The organism is Desulfofarcimen acetoxidans DSM 771 (assembly GCF_000024205.1).
In the GTDB taxonomy this organism is placed as follows: domain Bacteria; phylum Bacillota; class Desulfotomaculia; order Desulfotomaculales; family Desulfofarciminaceae; genus Desulfofarcimen; species Desulfofarcimen acetoxidans.
In genome coordinates this window covers 3,194,507-3,216,203 of record NC_013216.1, presented here as the reverse complement: position 1 = coordinate 3,216,203, position 21,697 = coordinate 3,194,507, and the positions used below count along the sequence as shown (strand labels likewise).

Genomic DNA, 21,697 nt, shown 5'->3' with positions numbered 1-21,697 from the left:
ACTAGAGAGTTTTGGGGAGAGGGGTGAGGGTTATAAAGGAACATACTATAAAAAAGCTTCAACAAAGGGGAGTATTTATTGAGGATATGGCTCCCCTGGTTATGCAACTTCAGCGACCTTATATACCTGGCTTGACTTTGCAGGAGTGCCTGGAAAGTATTCTGGCGGTCTTGAATAAGAGGGATTTTCAACACACTATTCTGACAGGTATAGCTATTGACGAATTGGCTGAGAAAAACTTAATTGAAGAACCTTTGCTGTCTGTTTTGAAAAATGACGACGGTTTGTACGGTGTTGATGAAATACTTGCTCTTGGAGCAGGCACGCTTTATGGCACTATCGGTTCTACTAATTTTGGTTTTTTGGATAAAACCAAGCCAGGCATCATTGGAAAACTGGATACTTCTCACGAAAGAATAAATATTTTTTTGGATGACCTTGTATGTGCTATTATTGCCGCCGCTGCCAGCAGAGTTGCTCATAAAAATCAGAATCTCCGGTCTAAAATAGAATAATCCAATGCAAAATATAAAAGCTGCTCCGTTAATTATAAACGGAGCAGCTTTTATATTTTGCATGTCAGCTTATGAAAGTTCGTTGAAGGCCTCTTCATAATGATTATAAATAAAATTTGCTACATCTGAAAAATTCTCGTATTTAGGTTGAATTACTGTTGTCGAGTGTCTGGTAAAAGCAAGTATATCGCTGATGGGTATGTGCTTAACAGCTACTGAATCTACCAGTTCCACCAGTTTATCCGACGAGACGGTTATCTGGTGATTGTTAACATAAAGAAAAACCAGGTAGGTGAGCAGGCCCGTGCGCCTGTTAGCTGTTTTAAAAGGTTTTTCTTTAATCATGTGATCAAGCAAGACGGCGGCTTTTTCATCAACTGTAGAATAGGCATCTTCTCCAAGGACGGTAGCCTGTGGTCCGGCTAAAGCGTCTTGTAATGCGGCTTCATCTTTTATAACAGTAATGCCGGGGTCGATTAAATTATGAAGGGTCTTAACTTGCTCCAAGCTAAGATAGTTTACCATTTGAGCACCTCCTTTGTAGTAGTATAGCAATTTTTTGCTTCAGTCACCACTTAATTTATTAAATTATTTAAAAAATATACGGAAATAATTTGAAAAATTTTTTCTAACGGAACATGTATTAAGGAAATGAATACTATAAATGGAAACTATTATTAATTAGGAGGCTGCTATGAAACAAACATTTATTCCTTTCTTTATGCGCAATCCTAAGATGCCGCCACGACCCAATAAAAAAGTAAACACTCAACCAGTAAAGCCTGTCGAGGAGACGAAAAAGCTTAATTATATTAACTATCCGGGGGATATCCATGGTGGTTGCGGGCATGAACATGACAAGTTTTATTATCCTGAAGATAATATGAAGGAACATGACTATTATCACCACCCGGCAAAGGAACCTGATGATTGCTTAGAAGATAAGGATTGCATGCACAAGCCGGGAGAAGATAATATGATGCCTGACCGGTGCCCGTTGGCCAAATCATTTGTGTGCTGGCAGTCCTATGGTAAGGTTTTTAATCCGTCGGAGGCTTTAAGAATGGGAACCATCTTCCCAGAATTTATAAAATAATTTGGGTTTGGGGTGATTTTATGAGTAAACAATATATGGATAAGGAAAGACTTGCCAAGTTAAAATGTATTATGGAACTTGAATTTACGGCTATTGATTTGAATCTTTTTCTGGATACACACCCGAATGACAGAAGAGCACTGGCCCATTTTGAGAAAACTGTTATGGAACTGGGAAAAGAAAAAAGAGAATATGAAGAAAGATATGGACCACTGACCTTTTACAGCGGGGCCTCCAATAAGAACTACTGGCAATGGATAGAAGAACCCTGGCCCTGGGAAATTGTATATTAGTGATTTAGGGAGAGGAGTAAAGGTATGTGGATTTATGAAAAGAAACTGGAGTATCCTGTCCGCGTGTCTAAAAAAGATGTAAAAATGGCTAAATATCTGATAACTCAATACGGCGGGCCCGATTTATGATTTTATCCGTCTTTTTGCCTGTTTCTATGGTTTTAAACTGCATAAAAAATATAATATTAAAAATTTTTTTAATATTCAGTAGGTATTTAGCATTTTGCGTTGAATAGTTGGTAAATGAGGTGTATTGGTAAATTATAAGAGATATAAGAATATTTGATATAAACTCTTTAATTTATTGGTTTATTTTGAGGCTTATAGAGTAGGGGTGATAGATAATATGGGCTTTAAAACTAAGCTTTATATTTGTTTTGGCAGCCTTTTGCTATTGATAATGATGACTATGGGGATTGCTCTTGGTTTTATCAACCAACTAAAGAACAACATACATGAAGCAATGGTGGTCAGGTATGAAAAGGTTCGATTGGCAGGAGTTATCAGTGATGAGACTTATAACATTAGCCGTTATCTCAGGGATCTCATCTTGTTGGATAATGATAAAAACAGCATACAAAAAACCATTGAGAAAATAGAAAAGTCCCGGGAAAGTACTTTGCTCGCTCTGGATACCATGGATAGAATTGTTGATAGGCCGCAGCTTATAGAATTAGTATCTCGAATTAAGCTTATGTATGACTCGTTTATTGAGTTTCAAAAAGAAATAGAAGCTGCGGTTATGGCTGGGCGTAAAGATGAGGCAACGAATCTTTTATTAGTAGGAGGTCAAAAGTATCGAGAGCAATTGTACGGAATGATTAATGAAATAAAAGGAATCCAGGGGCAGACTATGCGGGATTTAGTTGAACAAGGTGAATATAATTACCGGCAAGCCGTACGAATATATCTCATCTTCATAATATTGGGCTTATTGATCGGTACGGGAATTACGATAATAGCAATACGCAATATAACCGGTAATATTAATAAAGTAACTACTGCGATAAACAAAATTACCTCCCTGGGTCCTAAAGAAGAGTTGCCTCGTGTAGAAATATTTACTAAAGATGCCATAGGTGAAATTGCGGCAGCATTTAATGAAATGTCCCGGACCTTGGAGGATCAGGTCAACCGGCAAAAGATGTATACCAAAACACTTGAGGAGCAAAGCTGGTTAAAATCAAAAATTGCCGAAATTTCTACAATGTATTCCGGAGTGAAGGATTTACAAACTTTTGCTAACTTGCTTATAAATAAATTAACCCCGGTAGTTGGTGGAAGTTATGGTGCTTTTTATATGTTAGAAAGGCAAGAAGGACAATATTGCATATCTAAAATAGCTGCGTATGCCTTTGACAAGCAGGATATCGCCTGCCCTAATTTCCAATTAGGGGAAGGCCTGGTAGGACAATGTGCTCTGGAAAGCAGAATGATAACTTTAACACAAATACCGGATAATTATATCAGAATTGCATCCGGGTTAGGCTCGGCACCGCCTAAAAATATTATAATTCACCCGGTGAAATTTGAAGGACAAGTTCTGGCAGTATTGGAATTAGCGGCTTTAGAGGAATTTAGCCTGATACAGCAGGAACTGCTTGAACAGGTGTTAGATGATATAGGAATTACAATTGACCGAATAACCAGCCACATGCAGGTGAGCAAACTGCTAAAGGAGTCTCAGGTATTAACGGAAGAGCTGCAAACCCAGGCTGAAGAACTTCAACTCCAGCAAGAGGAATTAAAAACCTTTAATGAAAAGCTGGATGAGCAGTATAAGACTTCCCATCAGAGAACGGTTGAGCTGGAAAAGGTTAGGGCTGCGCTGGAAGAAAAGGCAGGTCAATTAGAACAAACTTCCCGGTATAAGTCGGAATTTCTCTCTAATATTTCCCATGAACTGCGGACACCTTTAAACAGCCTTTTGATTCTCGCTCAAATGCTGGCTGAGAATGATAAAAGTAACCTTACCCCGAAACAAGTCGAGTATGCGGAGACTATTTTATCTTCCGGTCAGGATTTATTAGTTCTAATTAATGATATTTTGGACTTATCTAAAGTAGAATCGGGCAAAATGGATGTCTGTCCAAGGGCAGTGAAGTTAAAGGATATACAAAAGTTTTTAGAACGTCAATATCTGCCTGTTGCTAACCAAAAGACAATTGTTTTTACAATATTGATTGACAGTGATTTGCCGGAGACTATTTTTGCCGATGAACAAAGATTGCTGCAAATACTTAAAAATTTATTATCTAATGCTTTTAAATTTACGGAACAAGGATGTGTGCTTCTAAGTATACGAAAGGTGCAAAAGAAGCTCACTGATAAACAAGAGTTCCCGACGATGTTAAGTTTTGCCGTTTCCGATACGGGTATTGGAATTTCTCAAGAAAAGCATATTATGATTTTTGAAGAATTCCGTCAGGCAGACGGGACAACCAGCCGTAAATACGGGGGCTCAGGCCTAGGCCTGTCCATTTCCAATAAAATTGCCATGTTGCTGGGTGGTTTTATTGAACTGGAAAGTGAAGAAGGAAAGGGCAGTACCTTTACACTTTATTTGCCATATATCTTAGATGGCGCTTTGGCGGAAGCGGCGGCCACAAGTGAAGTAGCGGCAGAACCGGGTAAACCGATTAATTATGAATCTTTTGAATCCGTAGCTGATGAACAGAATACAGGTGAGGATAATGTCGGTGAAGTTATTGCAATGGAGCATGTCAAGAACTTGCTGGTGGATCGAAAAATATTGTTGGTAGACGATGATATGCGCAATGTCTTTGCTCTAACGGTAGCTCTTGAAAAGTATGGGGCGAAGGTTTTATTTGCGGAAAATGGTAAGGATGGCATTAATGTTTTAAATAAAAACCCCGGTATTGATCTTGTACTAATGGATATCATGATGCCGGAAATGGATGGCTATGAGGCCATTCAAACTATTCGGCGAATGCCGGAATACAAAACATTGCCGGTTATAGCTCTGACCGCGAAGGCCATGAAAAATGACCGTGAGAAGTGTATTAGTGTGGGAGCTTCTGATTATATATGTAAGCCGGTCAATGTGGAGCAACTGCTTTCATTAATACAGGTATGGTTGTATAAATAGGTGGTGGATATATGATAATTAATGAAGCAGCCGATCAAGCAAAATATAATGAACAGTTGGAAAAGCTTGAAATTCAGTTGCTTCTGGAAGGTATTTATAGGCATTATGGCTTTGATTTCAGAAACTATGTTTATTCCTCTCTTCGCAGAAGAATTTGGCACAGAATTCTGGCTGAGAATTTATATAGTATTTCAGGATTACAGGAAAAAGTTTTGCATAGTAAGCAGGTGATGGATAGGCTGTTGGGCGATTTCTGTATCAATGTGACGGAAATGTTTCGTGATCCCAGCTTCTTCTTGTTCTTTAGAGTAAAAGTTTTGCCTTTGCTGAAAGACAAAGAATTTATTCGAATCTGGCATGCCGGTTGTTCTACAGGTGAAGAAGTGTATTCCCTGGCAATTCTTTTACAAGAGGAGGGATTGTACGAGAAAACAAGAATCTATGCCACCGATGTAAGCGAATTCTTACTTGAAAAGGCCAAGAAGGGGATATTGCCTATTTCAAAAATGCAAGTTTATACACAAAATTATATAAAAGCCGGGGGGACCAGAAGTTTTTCCAGCTACTATAAAGTTATAGGGGGAAAAGTATTATTTGAATCGTATCTAAAGAATAATATTACTTTTGCACAGCATAATTTAGTCACCGATAATTCTTTTAATGAATTTGATGTAATATTTTGCAGAAATGTTATGATATATTTTGATAAATATTTGCAAAGCCGGGTGCACAAATTATTTTATGATAGCCTGTGTTTGCAGGGTTTTCTAGGCTTGGGCAATAAGGAGGCGATTGTATTCACTGACCTGGCTCAATGCTATGAGGAACTGAGTGTACAAGAAAAACTTTATCGTAAGATCAAATAAAATAAGCTAACTATCTAATTATATGGAAATAGGAAAGGGATCGTGTTTCAGATGGATGATCAAAGAATAAATATATTAATGGTTGACGACCGTCCGGAAAACTTGCTGGCTTTGGAGGCAGTGCTCATATCTCAGAATTATAACCTGGTTCGAGCTTATTCAGGGGAAGAAGCTTTAAAGTGTGTTTTAAAGAATGATTTCGCTTTGATCTTATTGGATGTTCAAATGCCGGGACTGGATGGATTTGAAACCGCCAGGTTAATAAGATCAAGGAAAAAATCTAAAAATGTACCGATTGTTTTTATTACCGCAATAAATCAGGCTAATGAGTTTGTCGTCCAGGGATACAAACTTGGTGCTATGGACTATATTATTAAACCTTTTCATCCTGATACATTAAAAATAAAAATTGAATTATATATTAGTATTTACCGGGATCGTGAGAACCTTGAGAAGTTGGTGCAGGCGCGTACTTCTGATTTATCGGCAGCAAACAAGCGCCTGCAGCAAGAGGTTATGGAACGAATAGAAGTCTCGGAAAGGCTGGCAAAATCAAACGAAAGAATTGCAAGCATTCTTGAAAGTACCACAGACGCCTTTTTTGCACTGGATGGCCAGTGGAGGTTTATATATGTTAACTCGGCGGCAGAACGATTATGGGGTATAACAAGAGAAAAACTAATTGGTAAAATCATGTGGGATGAGTTCCCTGAAGCCATTGGCACTTCTCTTGAAAGTGAGTATTATAAAGCAGTATTCCGGCAGAAGGCCGTTCATTTTGAAGCATTTTTACCTGTAATGCATAGATGGGTAGAGGTTCACGCTTACCCTTACCAGGATGGATTATCAGTTTATTTTCATGATATAAGTGAGCGAAAACGTGCAGAGCGGGAAATAGCACGTTTGGATCGGCTGGATTTAGTTGGAGAAATGGCTGCCGGTATTGCCCACGAGATAAGAAACCCGATGACTACAGTTAGGGGCTTCCTGCAATTGCTGGGAACTAAAAAGGAGTGTGTTAAATATCAGGAATACTATAGCCTAATGATTGATGAGCTTGATCGGGCTAATTCAATAATATCTGAATTTCTTTCTTTAGCCAGAAACAATACAAATGATTTTAAATTACAGAGTCTTAATTGTATTATAAATGTGTTAATGCCGCTAATTACGGCTGATGCCATCAAGTCCGATAAAAACATAATAGCACAATATGGAGATATTCAAGATTTATTATTGAATGAACAGGAGATACGACAAATTGTTCTTAATCTTACTCGAAATGGACTGGAAGCAATGCCTTCCGGTAAGATTTTAACTATAAAAACGTATATGGAAGGTGATGAAGTTGTTCTGTCGGTACAAGACCAGGGGAAAGAAATCGCCCCTGATATACTGAATAAAATGGGCACACCTTTTTTTACTACCAAAAACAATGGAACGGGTTTAGGTCTGGCAACATGTTACAGCATCGCCAATAGACATAACGCAGCTATATCAGTAGAAACCGGTCCTGCCGGTACCACTTTTTTTATACGGTTTAAAATACCAAATGAACTGCGTCCAGATCTTTAGCATATCTTGAAGTTGGAGAATTACACCAAAACCAGCCAGAATTCCCCTACCTCTAAAGGAGGCCACTGAAAAATTAAATTTATTTTAAAAATACAAGGAACCACTACAATATCCAGTGATTCCGTTGTTATCATCTTGTTTGCGGTATTAATTTTTTCTATAGCTCAATGATAACAATGTCACCTTCTGTCTTATTTTTTTGAGCATGAGGCGGTTTTTTCTAGTATCTTCTCTAAAATATAAAGAACAGCACTCTTCATCTTTCAAGAAGGGTGCTGTCTTTGTAATTGAAACAAACATTATGTTTCGGTTTCAGGTGTGCAATGCATTTTAAACATCAGATGTGAAGGTTGCGAACACTTAATAGTAATAAAACATATTTCAATACATTGCTTGTTTCAATAAATAGTATACTCAAAAAACATCAAAATAGTAACTGGAAATAAATATTAAAAGAGATATTGACGGATTTTGCTATGTGGGGTATTATTTATACATACATATTACTTAAATTAATAATAATATAACATTGAAGGGAGATGGGATCATGGTGCAGTGTTACCATGAAATCTTATCGACAGTTAGATTTCATGAAGATATACCTGCCCGCGAGGTGCAGTCTGCTTTAGCGGAAATTATTAATAACAGCATGATTTATGACGAGCAACTAAAAGACTTCCATCATCGAAATACATTCAAATTTTATGTTTTTTCTGCGCCCTATCCCCTGGAGGCCGACCGGATTTATCGCAAAGGAAGAATATATTGTTTCCACTTGCGTACGCTGGATCTAAAATTTGCTCTTAAGGTAAAGCAGTATTTACCAAAAGCGAAAGGCTTGGCTAAGGTTATTTCAAGTGAATTAAAAAATTACAAGCTAAAGACTATTGAAGAACTGGTTACATTGACGCCTATTGTTTGTACGATTGATAACCGTTGCTGGATGCCTGAGAACGGAATAGGGCTTTTGTCCGAGCGTCTGCATGTGAATATTCTAAAAAAATCCAAGACTTGGGATGCGTCCCTTTCCGTGCCCGAAGAATTTTTTTTCAACCATATTACAATGCTCAACCAAAAACCCATAGTCATGAGCTATAGAGGGAAAAGGGCTATACTGCTCGGCCATAAAATACGACTGAGAGTAAAGCCCAACCCTTGGGCCCAGCAACTTGCCTTTACAGCTTTGGCGGTAGGTCTTCTGGAAAAAAACGGACTGGGTTTTGGCTACTGCATTGCCAGGAGGTGAAAAAATGCTGAAGGAACTCCTTCATGAATTTACTGATCATCAATCTCAATACCCTGAGTTTGATGCCGATAGCATGGTTGTGCAAAATTACCGGCTTAAACCCGGATTGTATCTTCGTTTAAACAAAGATAGCGGGATGGAAGAATTTTATGTAACAAAAAAAATGGTTTTGCCGGAAAATGACCCTTTGTTTGAGTGGTTTAAACAGGCGGATTTTGCCAGCAGTTTGATTGAAATGAATAAACCGGTAGATCCCAAAAAGAAGATTCATAGCAATAATCTGTATACTTTATTCTGTAAACACGATACTTTTGGGGTTGGGGCGGTGAATCCTGAGTTAAAGGAACATATTGACCGTTATTTCAACGCCTTGCTCGGCACCAGGGATAAAGAAAGTGCCGAAATTCTAAAAGCCGCAGGATATGAGCCGCTGCAAGACAAAACCGTTGAGAAAAGCAAAGCGCTATTTCTTTCTTCTTTGAAAACGGTAGAGGAAAGGATTAATCATTATAATATCAAAGATAACTGTTATATTAAACTATTTTTGGACAAAAATTTAGAGGATTATATATATGAAAGCGGGCGTTACCTGCTGCCTAAAATATTCAACGATAACAAATACAACAAAAAAATCAACGGCCAGGTTCTTGGCTTATCAAATGCCAATATGGGCATGAATGCCAAAAAACCCTACCTGGAACATAAAACGACGGAATTTAAGGTGCCTTATCGAATTACGGCAGAAGAAGGCGTTTTATTGCACAAATTCTTTTTATGGCTTAATGGACAGGAAAAAGATGGGAAACCACTTTATACCGGTTATTTTCCCGTTGGTAAACATGATCTTCCGGGACTGTTTACCGTGGCAAGTGAGATGAAAGTGCGAAAGCCTGCTGTTTATGTCCATTTGGACAGGGGAATGAATGTAACGGTAAATGATTATGATTTTTTGCCAAGCTTCCGGGATCGGATGGACAATCCGGTGAATTTCGAGAATTACCTGGATGCCCCGAAATATCCGGGCGACAAACTGAACAAATTAAGCGCCGTGGAGGCACATATCAACGCTTATTTGTACGGGGGACAGTTGGTCCGTAATTATTACACGGAAAAAATTCAAGTGACCGATAGCTTACCCCAAGTGCTGGCCGATCAAATCGTGCTGACGCGAGAAGCCCTGCATGCCTGGTTGAGAAAAGAAAACGATTGTCCTATGCAAAGCTGTGTGGACAAAGTCACGATGGGGGTGCTCCTGGCCAGGCTGCAAAATCTGAAGTATATATCTGATCTGGCTCATGCACTCAATGTCCGGTTATCACTCTTAAACTATTTTCGTAGGGGGGAAAACGATATGGGATATGCCATAGAAGAGACATATATCGTATTAAAAGAAAAAGTTCTCAAAACCGACAGTAAAGAGTATATTGCCTGCCAAAGTTCCATGGAATTTTATTTGGCGGTGGGACAACTTCTTTATTATTATTTCAGTTTGAGTGAAGCACAGAAACTGCATTATGATGTTTTATGGCGCGGGATTGCGTCCGCCAAAAGTGTGGAAGATATCAAAAGGGAACATCGTAAGCATTTTCAAAAGTATGCTTACGCTATTGACACCGATAATTCTCGTTTTAACAATATGTTGAGTATCGTATCTTCCTATGAATCAAAAGAAGAGGAATCCATTAACCTGGACGCCCTGTTCTACGGTTTTGCGTCAAGTAGCATTATTTATTATAAGGACAAGGATAAAGATAAAAAAGGTAATGAAAAGAATAAGGAGGCTGACAAAAATGCAGAAAACTAATAGAGTGTATGGAATTCTTGCCGTTGGTGCTTATATGGCCAATTTCAATGCAGACCTGTCAGGATATCCCAAAACGACTACCGATAGTCATATCTTTGGCAGCGATAAAGCCCTGAAATATCCAATGAAGCGCATGTGGCTAATGCAAGGTGACCCAATACTTTATATTAAAAGCATGCAAAGCATGAAAAATAAAGAAGAAGGTGAAAAGATTCAACCCAGGGATTTGAATGAGAGATATACGGAACTTTTCGGGAACCTGGATGAAAAAACATCTTCTAAAGAGGTTTTAGGCAAACTGTTTTCCGCCATAGATGTCATGAATTTCGGTGCCACCTTTGCCGAGAAAAAACAGAACATCAGCATCACAGGGGCAGTGCAGATTAACCAGGGGCGCAACCTTTTTGAGGATACCCATGTGCTGACGCAGGAGATTCTTTCTCCATTCCGCAATTCTAATGAGAAAAGTGAGGGCAAGCTGGCTTCTACCATGGGGACCAAGATTGTCACTGATGAAGCGCATTACGTATATTCTTTCTCAGTGAATCCCGCCAATTATAATGATTTTATCGGGCTGGCTGACGGCTTTGAGGGTTATACCGTTGAAGCGTATGAAAAATTTAAATGGGCTGCCAGAGTAGCCACCACAGCTTTTAATACTAATTCCAAAAGCGGCTGCGAAAATGAACTGGCCTTGTTTATTGAAATGAAAGAGGATAGCCAATTATACCTGGCCAATTTGGATCGCTATGTAACGGTACGCAAGAAGGAAGATCGGATTTTGTTTGACCTGAGCAAACTGGCAAATTTCTTGGCCCCGCGCCAGGAGGAAATCCAATTCGTGGAACTTTACTGTAATCCGGTCACTGTCGATGTAGAGTATGGTTCGCTTAATTGCAGCGTTTATTCCATTTATTAAGGGGTGAAGACGATGAAAAGTCTGCGCTTCACTCTTTCCGGTTCGGCGGCTTGCTTTCGACAGCCTGATGTTAACACTCTTGTTTATTTTACCTATAACAATATCCACAAAGTTGCTCTGCTGGGCTTGCTGGGAGCGGTTTTAGGATTAAGCGGGTACCGCAATGCCAAACTCCACGGACAGGAGGATCCAATCTTTCCGGAGTTTTACGAGGTGCTTTCTTCCCTGCAGATATCCGTAGTTCCCAATACCAAAAACGGTTATTTTACTAAAAAAATACAATATTTTAATAACAGTGTGGGGTATGCGTCGAGGGAAAAAGGCGGTAATTTGCAGGTGCGGGAACAATGGCTGGAAAATCCCAGTTGGACTATTTTTCTGAAGCAGAATAATTTGGATGATATTGTTTGGGATAAGCTTTGCAGCAGTCTTTTGGAAGGACGATGCGTTTATCTTCCCTATTTAGGCCGCAATGATTTTCCAGCCCAGATTGAGGATATGCATATGGTGGAGCTTTTTCCTTCCAGGCAGTCCCGTATTGATTCGCTGTTTTTATATGATGGGGATCTCAATGCTTTGGGTGGAGGCGGGCCTGCGCAATATTTATTTGTGGAAACTGCTCCGACCGGTTTAGTGCCTAAGTACAATTTTTATGAATTTGGACGCTATATTTTTACTAATTGCACCGTTCCTGAAGCGGTGCTGCCTCCCCTGCTATATGCGGACGGGGAACTGCAGTATTGCTTTTATTGATTATTGAATGGAAGGTACATTAATGAGTAAGATCAATATGATTGCGCCGGAGATAATGCGGGATCTTCGTTACTTGGCTCATACCAGAAATACTGGCGGCAGCAGAGAAACGGAAACTCTGCTGGCTCATTCCGAACTGACGATGCACTATTACGAAGTGTATTGTGAAAAAAAAGGAATGGAGGAAATTATCAAAGGTTTAATTGCCGCATGTGGTTTTCAGGGAGAAGAGGAGCAAACAGTTTATCTTTTGTTCCTCTATGCTATTTATTTGCATGATGCGGGAAAAATTAATCCCCGCTTTCAATACGAGGTGCTGGATAACGGATTGTTTAAGGAAATGTGCAGGCAGGCAAGAAATTCTCATCATGCCCTGGCTTCCGCTTATTTGTACATAGATCATATGTACAAAATTCTGCTCAATAATCCAACGTTGGCTGTGCAAAAATGCCTCGCGTCCTTTGCCTATTGTATCTGTAAACACCATGGAAAATTAGACAACGGGCATGATTTTTCGCAGCTGGAAACTTGGAGTGAGAGATATTACAAAAGCGATCTAGACAGCAGTATTTTTGAAAATATCCGTTATTATATGCAGGAGTCTGAAGTATTTGTAAGCCCAATAAATTTTTATATCCTGTGTCGGTTATTATACGCCTTGATTACAGGCTGCGACTACTGTGCTGCTCAGGAGTTCATGACAGGCCACGCCATGCGGCCTGCAGTGATTGAAAACAGTGGGGAAAATTTGAAACGGTGCTATGATGACAGTACTATCTGCCGGAGCATTCGTAATTACCAGAAGGATCCGGCAACTTTTAGCGGAGATCCGATCAACGCCTTGCGAAATCAATTGTTTTTAGAGGCGGAGCGGAACTTGTTGGCTCAACCGGAGGCCAATATCTACTACCTGGAGGCACCCACCGGTGCCGGAAAAACCAATATGGCTGTCAACCTTACCTTACGTGTTTTGGAGATGGATCCCAATATAAATAGTGTATTTTATGTTTTCCCTTTTAATACCCTTGTAGAGCAGACTAAGAAAGCTCTGCTTCCCTTTTTCAACGATCAACTGGCGGTAATCAATTCCATCACGCCGGTTGTGATGGGCAGGGAAGAGCGGAAAGATAAGTATGAGGCAGCCTGGCTGGATTATATCTTCAATAATTATTCAATTGTCTTGACTTCTCATGTTAACTTCTTCAATGCTTTGTTCGGTTGTGGGCGTGAGCAGTGCTTCCCCTTGCTCAAACTCTGCAACAGTGTGGTCATACTTGATGAAATCCAAAGCTACAAAAACAGTATTTGGCGGGAAATAATTGGTTTTCTGCAAAGTTATGCTCAACAGCTTCATATTAAGATCATTATGATGTCTGCCACTCTGCCGCAGCTGAATCAACTGCTTAGGACGGTAGACGCAAAATTTGCCGCACTTGTGGAAGTTCCGCAAAGGTATTACCGGCACCCGCTTTTTCAGGGAAGGGTGCAGTTGGATTTCTCTCTGCTGGAAAAAGGCGAGATTGCTCTGGAGGAACTGAAAGAAGAAGTATTGCGTTTCCGGGACAAACGTGTGTTGGTGGAATTTATCAAGAAAAAGACGGCCAGGCAATTTTTCGAGCTTTGCAAGGAAGAGTGTAATGCTGTTTTGCTTACGGGTGACGACAGTGCGGCCAGACGGGATAAGGTAATCCGGCGGATCGACAGAGGTGAGAAGCTAATTCTCATTGCCACTCAAGTCATTGAAGCAGGTGTGAACATTGACATGGAAATTGGATTTAAAGATATCTCTCTTCTTGATTCCGAAGAGCAATTTTTGGGACGAATCAACAGGTCCTGTCTAAATGCCGGTGGTGCTGTGGCCTACTTTTTCGATTTTGACGATGCGTCGTTGATCTATAGAGGGGATGCCAGGCTGAGATATTCTATCCAGGATCCTGCTATACGGCAAAATCTTCAGGAAAAACGATTTGACGAAATTTATGCGCGGGTTTTTAGGGATTTAATAGACAAGACAAGTAAAGCTAACCGGAAAAACCTGGCTAATCTATATGAGAATTGTGCGCAGTTTAATTGCAGGAACATAGAAGAGAAAATGCGCTTAATTGAACGTAGTTGGCAGCTTTTTATTCCTTATGTCTGGGAAGAATTAGACGGGTATCAGGTGTGGGAGGAATTCAAGGCTTTGGGCAGCTATAAGGAAATGGGCTATGCCCAGCGTATGGTCGAGTATTCCAGACTAGCTCTAGAAATGTCCTACTTTACCTTTACGGTATTCAGGGATAAGATTCCTGCCGGTGCCGAGGAATACGGCGGCTATTATTTTATTGAAGGCGGGGAGCGTTTTATTGATGATGGAGTTTTGAACAGAGATGAGTTGGAAAAATATTATGGGGGGATATTTTTGTGATGCTGACCGGAACGGTGGTGAATTATTATACGCATTGTCAAAGGCAATGTTGGTTGTTTTACCACAAAATAAATTTGGAGGACAATTCAGAAGATGTACGGGTTGGGAAAATAATGCATGAATTAAAAAAGCAGGACAAAGATGAGATAGCGCTGGAGGGTATCAAGCTTGATAAATTAACGGCGGAATATGTTGTTGAAATCAAAAAATCTGATGCTGATCTGGCAGCGGCCAGAGCCCAATTGGAGTTTTATTTGGTTGTTTTACACGACAAAGGAGTTAATCGAAAAGGACGTTTGGAATGTCTGGAAAAAAATAAACAAAGTAAAAGCGTTCATACTTTGATACTGACGGAAGAAGATATTAGGGATTGCAAGACCCAATACCAGCAAATAGAGGAATTCTTAAAACAAGAACTGCCGCCTCCGCCTATTCGAAAGCCGACTTGTAAAAAATGTGCATATTTTGAATACTGTTTCATTTAGAGGAGGGATGGAGGATGGGTAAGAGCAGTGATACCCGGTATATTTTTTCAGCCGGAGATTTGTATCAAAAGGATTTTTCCATAGCATTCCGTAAAGAAGATGGTAATTTTTATATTCCCATCAAGGATACGCGGGAACTATACTGCTTTAATGATATCACCCTGAGCACAAAGTTGCTTCAACTTTTGGCCAAAGCCGGTATTGTGGTGCATTTCTTCGGTTATTATGAAAATTATATAGGGACATTTTATCCCAAAGAGCAATTATTAAGCGGGAGGCTGACGGTTGCTCAGGCTTTGGCTTATGAGCAAAACAGGTTGCAGATCGCGGGACAAATTATTAAGGGAATTGCTAAAAATACTTATTTTGTACTTTACCATTATTACCGACATGGGAAAAGTGAACTAAAAGACTTTTTGGACTGGTTGCGTAAGGATGTTTCGCGCTTGGTCGATTCTGTCGGCAATATTAAACAGCTACTGCGTATTGAAGGGGAAATATGGGCCCGGTTTTATCAGTCATTCCGGGTATTTCTGCCCGAGTCTTTTGCTATGAACAAAAGAGTAAAACGTCCGCCCGATAATCCCATTAACGCACTGATATCTTTTGGTAATACCTTGTTGTACACAAAAACCATTACGCAAATTTTCCATACCCACTTGAATCAAACTATTTCCTTCTTGCACGAACCGGCGGAACGACGATTTTCCTTAAGCTTGGATTTGTCGGAAGTATTTAAACCGGTATTGGTTTGCAAAACTATTTTTGATTGTGTAAATAATCGCAAAATTATGGTAGAAAAGCATTTTGACAAAAAGCTGAATTATGCCCTGCTAAACGAGCTTGGGCGCAAAGTGTTTATCGAGGCTTTTGAAGAACGGTTGAACCAGACATTTGAACATCAAACCTTAAGAAGAAGGTGTAGTTACAAACAAGCTATCAGGTTAGACGGATATAAGCTCATTAAGCATATTTTGGAAGGAAAAAACTTCGTTCCTTTTTGCATGGAGGATAAAAAGTGAACAAGCCAAATTTTAATTATGCCATTGTTTTTTATGATGTGGGTGAGAAACGGGTCGCTAAAATATTTAAAATCTGCAAACAGTATTTAAAACATTATCAAAAATCAGTGTTCAGGGGACACATCACTCCAGGAAACTATCTGGAACTTAAAAACAAGTTAAAGAAAGCCATTGATCCAGATCATGATTTCATAACCTTTATTCAAACTATAAGTGAGTCTTCTTTCCACGAAGAAAGTATTGGGAATACGGGAGTTAGTCCTGAGTCAATTATTATTTGATTTTTTCCAAGTAAGATTATATATTAATAGTGTAAAGCGCTTGAAAATAGGAGGGGAGAGGACTTTGGATTTATTTTTTTGAAAGTGGGTATCACTTGGAAAAATAAATGTAAAGGCCTGATATAATGCCTTATAGAGGAATATCTTAAGAAATAAAATGTCCAATTTGCGTTGGGGAAACCGTCACATTTGATGTATTGAAATTTGCTAACTGTCTCAGTATCCTTTTTTCTTCTTCCTCGGGAAACCGTCACATTTGATGTATTGAAATTTATTGTGAGCCTCCTATTAAATATGTATTAAATTCGGGAAACCGTCACATTTGATGTATTGAAATTTGCTATATTTTTTCTTTTCTCCATTCTTTTCTCCGGGAAACCGTCACATTTGATGTATTGAAATTTTTTATCTGTTCCCCAAATGTGCTTTATAATTGTGGGAAACCGTCACATTTGATGTATTGAAATAAAAAGAAGGAATTTAAATACTGAACGTCGAATATAAGGGAAACCGTCACATTTGATGTATTGAAATTCATTTCTGTTAATCTTGTTTGTACATTATGTTTTGGGAAACCGTCACATTTGATGTATTGAAATTCTAAATAAACGGTTGTATTAAGCATAATATCCTTGGGAAACCGTCACATTTGATGTATTGAAATATTCTTGACTTAGATTGGGCAACCATAAATGGCTGAGGGAAACCGTCACATTTGATGTATTGAAATACCTGTGTTGTTGCTTTAACCGGTATTGCAAACACGGGAAACCGTCACATTTGATGTATTGAAATAGGTTTGGGCGCTTGGACAATGTATCGAAATGGTGAGGGAAACCGTCACATTTGATGTATTGAAATATTGGAGATATAAAATTAGCTAAAAAAGCTGTTTTGGGGAAACCGTCACATTTGATGTATTGAAATAGATATATAGTGGCGAAATGCGCTACAAACAGTCCCGGGAAACCGTCACATTTGATGTATTGAAATGCGGCATTGTTATTAGCCAGGACTTGAATTTCACCTTGGGAAACCGTCACATTTGATGTATTGAAATAATGTTCATGTTAGCGTACCGCTGACCAATATTTCGGGAAACCGTCACATTTGATGTATTGAAATTATTTTTGATTATATTTACCCATCAGAGTGTTTTAGGGAAACCGTCACATTTGATGTATTGAAATAGCAGATCAGCTTCCGTCTGCAGTGGGAAAATAACCGGGAAACCGTCACATTTGATGTATTGAAATACGTATTAGTTGCACCAGTTAAATCCATTGTTTCGTGGGAAACCGTCACATTTGATGTATTGAAATTACAATCCCCATTGCTAAGGGAATATTTTTCTATTTGGGGAAACCGTCACATTTGATGTATTGAAATTTATTTAATATTGGAGGATCTGGATGCTTTGATGGTCGGGAAACCGTCACATTTGATGTATTGAAATGGGATTCTATTTGGCAAGAGGCTGGAGATATGTATCCGGGAAACCGTCACATTTGATGTATTGAAATACAATTGAAGCCATTTCTTCAAGTGTTGACTTTAGAGGGGAAACCGTCACATTTGATGTATTGAAATCCCATACGAAGCTTGTATACTATCTCGTGATAGCTCGGGAAACCGTCACATTTGATGTATTGAAATGGCTTTACCTCAATTAGACCAGTTATTTCACGTTTCGGGAAACCGTCACATTTGATGTATTGAAATTTAGGTTGGGCACCGTTATGCCACTTGCGGCGGTAGTGGGAAACCGTCACATTTGATGTATTGAAATACACAAAAGCATTGTATAGTGCCTCAATTAATTCAGGGGAAACCGTCACATTTGATGTATTGAAATCCGTCCGGCAGTTTTACTGTAACCGGGGGCAAGTCCGGGAAACCGTCACATTTGATGTATTGAAATCCGTTAATCATTGCTGTTCCGGCTTCTCCGTCACCCGGGAAACCGTCACATTTGATGTATTGAAATATTCTGCGTTTTTCGTAGTATTCTTTATCCGACACCGGGAAACCGTCACATTTGATGTATTGAAATCAGCTGATCGTCTGGGAATAAGGTTGCCCCTGCCCCGGGAAACCGTCACATTTGATGTATTGAAATTGCTGCCCACCTCACCATGCAGCAGGCACCTTCTCGGGGGAAACCGTCACATTTGATGTATTGAAATTCACCGGCAGCCTGTATCTGCAAAATATTCTCGGAAGGGAAACCGTCACATTTGATGTATTGAAATAGATGGAGCAAGTTTCTAACGACCATGTCGGTATCAGGGAAACCGTCACATTTGATGTATTGAAATATCGGCTGGAAAGACACGCGCAAAGATGACGGTGAAGGGAAACCGTCACATTTGATGTATTGAAATTCAATAGCTTCAGATAACAAATCAAGTGGATATTTCGGGAAACCGTCACATTTGATGTATTGAAATGTTTGATATTCAATTCTGTATTCCATATCTTTAAGGGGAAACCGTCACATTTGATGTATTGAAATTCCCGCTGTCATGGAATTTAAAAAAGGCCCCTGCACAGGGAAACCGTCACATTTGATGTATTGAAATAAAGCTTACTGCAACATAAACATGATGTACGACTACGGGAAACCGTCACATTTGATGTATTGAAATATTCCTTCGGTAATCCATGATACGGTCTATTTTGAAGGGAAACCGTCACATTTGATGTATTGAAATGTTTTTCTATATACAGTAAGTAACCGGCCGGGGAGAGGGGAAACCGTCACATTTGATGTATTGAAATTGGAAATTGGTGAGGATAACCGCATTACCGACGATGGGGAAACCGTCACATTTGATGTATTGAAATCCAATTAGATTTGCTGTTATAATTACCTCCCTGCTGGGAAACCGTCACATTTGATGTATTGAAATTGTATTAGGCTGGAAACCCTGATTTCCTGCAACCCCGGGAAACCGTCACATTTGATGTATTGAAATAATAAAGGCATCGTATCTCCTCCTCAAAATGGTATAGGGAAACCGTCACATTTGATGTATTGAAATAAGTATACCAATCCCACAAACCTTTTCTGTATGTCGGGGAAACCGTCACATTTGATGTATTGAAATTGAGTATTACCAGATACTTTTCTGGACTGCTGCTGAGGGAAACCGTCACATTTGATGTATTGAAATTTCAGGACTAGCTGCCTGCACTGCTGCCTGGCAACAGGGAAACCGTCACATTTGATGTATTGAAATCCCTCTAAATATCCAGGCCCACCGCCACAATCAGGGCGGGAAACCGTCACATTTGATGTATTGAAATTGGCTTCCCAAGATACATTAAAAATCCTCTTAAGTCGGGAAACCGTCACATTTGATGTATTGAAATAGTGGTGGGTCGTTAAGGAAATGAGCAATTTAGATGGGGAAACCGTCACATTTGATGTATTGAAATTCCAAAAGGTGAATATATCAGCAGCCAAGCAGGATAGGGAAACCGTCACATTTGATGTATTGAAATTCAATTTCCCCTGCAACTACCCCGATTGAATAGCAGGGGAAACCGTCACATTTGATGTATTGAAATTCAGGTACAGCGAAGTTACCTTTAAGATACCAAAAAGGGAAACCGTCACATTTGATGTATTGAAATATCATTCTTATATTTCAAAGATATGTAAAGGTGAAAGGGAAACCGTCACATTTGATGTATTGAAATACTACCCCCTGTGATAGTGGTGTGCCAGTCAGAATAGGGAAACCGTCACATTTGATGTATTGAAATAGTTCCGCTTTCAATCCATCTTTAGCCTTAAGTTTGGGAAACCGTCACATTTGATGTATTGAAATGCCATAAGCGCATGGAGCAGGCATTATATAACGCCGGGAAACCGTCACATTTGATGTATTGAAATTTTTAACCCCTCCCTCAAAACTCGTTTCCGTGTTCTGGGAAACCGTCACATTTGATGTATTGAAATAAATGTAGTTCCGGAGGAAATGAACATTTATATGGCAGGGAAACCGTCACATTTGATGTATTGAAATTAAGCTTTATTGTTACAAAGTTACGATAAGGGGTACTGGGAAACCGTCACATTTGATGTATTGAAATTTGAAAGTAATGCTTAAATTACCAATTTTAAAATTAAGGGAAACCGTCACATTTGATGTATTGAAATTACCTAATGATTATAAATGGTTTTACGATTGGTTTGAGGGAAACCGTCACATTTGATGTATTGAAATCTGTATGGAAATGTGTATATTTTACCGTTCCGCATTGGGAAACCGTCACATTTGATGTATTGAAATCTTACTGACTGCTCTTTAATAGCCTCCGAATCGTAAGGGAAACCGTCACATTTGATGTATTGAAATTGGCATTTTTGTCTTATGTACTGAATGCGCTAACAAGGGAAACCGTCACATTTGATGTATTGAAATGTGTCAATGTAAGCTTCTGTTTTGCTATATGGTAGGGGGAAACCGTCACATTTGATGTATTGAAATGCCATAGCATTTAAACGGTTCATCACCGCCTGAGTAGGGAAACCGTCACATTTGATGTATTGAAATGTTATTCTAGCTAGCACGGGTTCGTTAACGAAATATGGGAAACCGTCACATTTGATGTATTGAAATCGGTTAATGTGTTGCTCAAAATCATTTCTGACATCCCGGGAAACCGTCACATTTGATGTATTGAAATAAAACACCTCCTTTTTTAACTACACCGGCTTATGGGGGAAACCGTCACATTTGATGTATTGAAATATGCCTCAAATACCTTAAAAAATGCGTTTCTTCCGGGGGAAACCGTCACATTTGATGTATTGAAATTAAAGTAGCGGCTAATACTTATATCAGCACTATCAAGGGAAACCGTCACATTTGATGTATTGAAATCACAACCCAAACACACTTATTATATAAGCTTCCCTGGGGAAACCGTCACATTTGATGTATTGAAATGCGTTGGTTCCAACCCCAGGCATCCGCGCCATGCCGGGAAACCGTCACATTTGATGTATTGAAATCCTTGATACATTACGTTAATTAATTCTCCAGATTCTGGGAAACCGTCACATTTGATGTATTGAAATAACAATCAATAAGAAGGAATCTAATGAAAATATTAGGGAAACCGTCACATTTGATGTATTGAAATGTGTGAACAATTATAATTATATTCTATTCATTATCGGGAAACCGTCACATTTGATGTATTGAAATCCTCTTCTAATACCAGTATTAGCAATCAAATATATAAGGGAAACCGTCACATTTGATGTATTGAAATGTCATAATCTTGCGGCAAAATTCTTGAACATTTCTAG

At 39.2% G+C, this 21,697-nt stretch carries 15 protein-coding genes, 1 pseudogene and 1 CRISPR repeat array (1 of these 17 only partly in view); of the genes and pseudogenes, 15 read left to right on the top strand and 1 reads right to left on the bottom strand.

All coding sequences use genetic code 11. The features are described 5' to 3' along the window. The first annotated feature begins 23 nt into the window (after positions 1-23). A complete protein-coding gene (locus DTOX_RS14600) occupies positions 24-515 on the top strand; it encodes a phosphatidylglycerophosphatase A family protein (RefSeq protein WP_015758458.1) in 492 nt (163 codons plus the stop codon). A 69-nt stretch (positions 516-584) separates the two neighbouring features. Here the strand turns inward: DTOX_RS14600 and DTOX_RS14595 are convergent, their stop codons facing one another. Continuing rightward, positions 585-1,040, bottom strand: coding sequence for a type II toxin-antitoxin system death-on-curing family toxin (locus tag DTOX_RS14595; RefSeq protein WP_015758457.1), 456 nt, complete (start codon positions 1,038-1,040; stop codon positions 585-587). A gap of 169 nt (positions 1,041-1,209) precedes the next feature. On the opposite strand from DTOX_RS14595, the gene DTOX_RS14590 reads away from it, so the two are divergent. The 14 genes and pseudogenes from DTOX_RS14590 (at position 1,210) to cas2 (ending at position 16,371) form a co-directional block, all read left to right on the top strand. Continuing rightward, positions 1,210-1,611 carry a spore coat associated protein CotJA gene (locus tag DTOX_RS14590; RefSeq protein WP_015758456.1) on the top strand — a complete coding sequence of 134 codons (402 nt, stop codon included), beginning with the start codon at positions 1,210-1,212 and terminating at the stop codon, positions 1,609-1,611. A gap of 20 nt (positions 1,612-1,631) precedes the next feature. Further along, positions 1,632-1,904: a spore coat protein CotJB gene (locus tag DTOX_RS14585; RefSeq protein ID WP_242652443.1), complete on the top strand. Its 273-nt coding sequence runs from the start codon at positions 1,632-1,634 to the stop codon at positions 1,902-1,904. A gap of 24 nt (positions 1,905-1,928) precedes the next feature. Next, a pseudogene (locus tag DTOX_RS23115) lies at positions 1,929-2,027 on the top strand (manganese catalase family protein); the annotation flags it as partial. A 223-nt stretch (positions 2,028-2,250) separates the two neighbouring features. Beyond that, entirely contained in the window at positions 2,251-5,013 is a 2,763-nt protein-coding gene (locus tag DTOX_RS14580) for a response regulator (RefSeq protein ID WP_015758454.1), read from the top strand. Positions 5,014-5,024: 11 nt separating this feature from the next. Then, positions 5,025-5,879 carry a CheR family methyltransferase gene (locus DTOX_RS14575; protein ID WP_015758453.1) on the top strand — a complete coding sequence of 285 codons (855 nt, stop codon included), beginning with the start codon at positions 5,025-5,027 and terminating at the stop codon, positions 5,877-5,879. A 51-nt stretch (positions 5,880-5,930) separates the two neighbouring features. Further along, positions 5,931-7,454: an ATP-binding response regulator gene (locus DTOX_RS14570; RefSeq protein ID WP_015758452.1), complete on the top strand. Its 1,524-nt coding sequence runs from the start codon at positions 5,931-5,933 to the stop codon at positions 7,452-7,454. A 547-nt stretch (positions 7,455-8,001) separates the two neighbouring features. Further along, complete coding sequence (locus DTOX_RS14565; protein ID WP_015758451.1) at positions 8,002-8,700, top strand: CRISPR-associated endoribonuclease Cas6; 699 nt, start codon at positions 8,002-8,004, stop codon at positions 8,698-8,700. 4 nt (positions 8,701-8,704) lie between these two features. Further along, positions 8,705-10,504, top strand: coding sequence for a hypothetical protein (locus tag DTOX_RS14560; RefSeq protein ID WP_015758450.1), 1,800 nt, complete (start codon positions 8,705-8,707; stop codon positions 10,502-10,504). Further along, entirely contained in the window at positions 10,491-11,423 is a 933-nt protein-coding gene (locus tag DTOX_RS14555) for a type I CRISPR-associated protein Cas7 (RefSeq protein ID WP_015758449.1), read from the top strand. Before DTOX_RS14560 ends, DTOX_RS14555 begins: the two co-directional genes overlap by 14 nt. Positions 11,424-11,435: 12 nt before the next feature. After that, positions 11,436-12,176 (top strand): type I-B CRISPR-associated protein Cas5b, encoded by a 741-nt coding sequence (cas5b, locus tag DTOX_RS14550; RefSeq protein ID WP_015758448.1) that lies wholly within the window; start codon positions 11,436-11,438, stop codon positions 12,174-12,176. A gap of 22 nt (positions 12,177-12,198) precedes the next feature. Then, positions 12,199-14,583, top strand: a complete 2,385-nt coding sequence (locus DTOX_RS14545) for a CRISPR-associated helicase/endonuclease Cas3 (RefSeq protein WP_015758447.1) — start codon at positions 12,199-12,201, stop codon at positions 14,581-14,583. Then, positions 14,583-15,068, top strand: a complete 486-nt coding sequence (locus DTOX_RS14540) for a CRISPR-associated protein Cas4 (RefSeq protein WP_083773539.1) — start codon at positions 14,583-14,585, stop codon at positions 15,066-15,068. The genes DTOX_RS14545 and DTOX_RS14540 overlap by 1 nt, the downstream gene beginning before the upstream one ends. 14 nt (positions 15,069-15,082) lie before the next feature. Next, positions 15,083-16,090: a type I-B CRISPR-associated endonuclease Cas1b gene (gene cas1b / locus DTOX_RS14535; protein ID WP_015758445.1), complete on the top strand. Its 1,008-nt coding sequence runs from the start codon at positions 15,083-15,085 to the stop codon at positions 16,088-16,090. Continuing rightward, entirely contained in the window at positions 16,087-16,371 is a 285-nt protein-coding gene (gene cas2, locus DTOX_RS14530) for a CRISPR-associated endonuclease Cas2 (protein WP_015758444.1), read from the top strand. Before cas1b ends, cas2 begins: the two co-directional genes overlap by 4 nt. A gap of 174 nt (positions 16,372-16,545) precedes the next feature. Continuing rightward, positions 16,546-21,697: direct repeats of the CRISPR family, unit length 30 nt; unit sequence GGGAAACCGTCACATTTGATGTATTGAAAT (it continues 4,575 nt past the right edge of the window).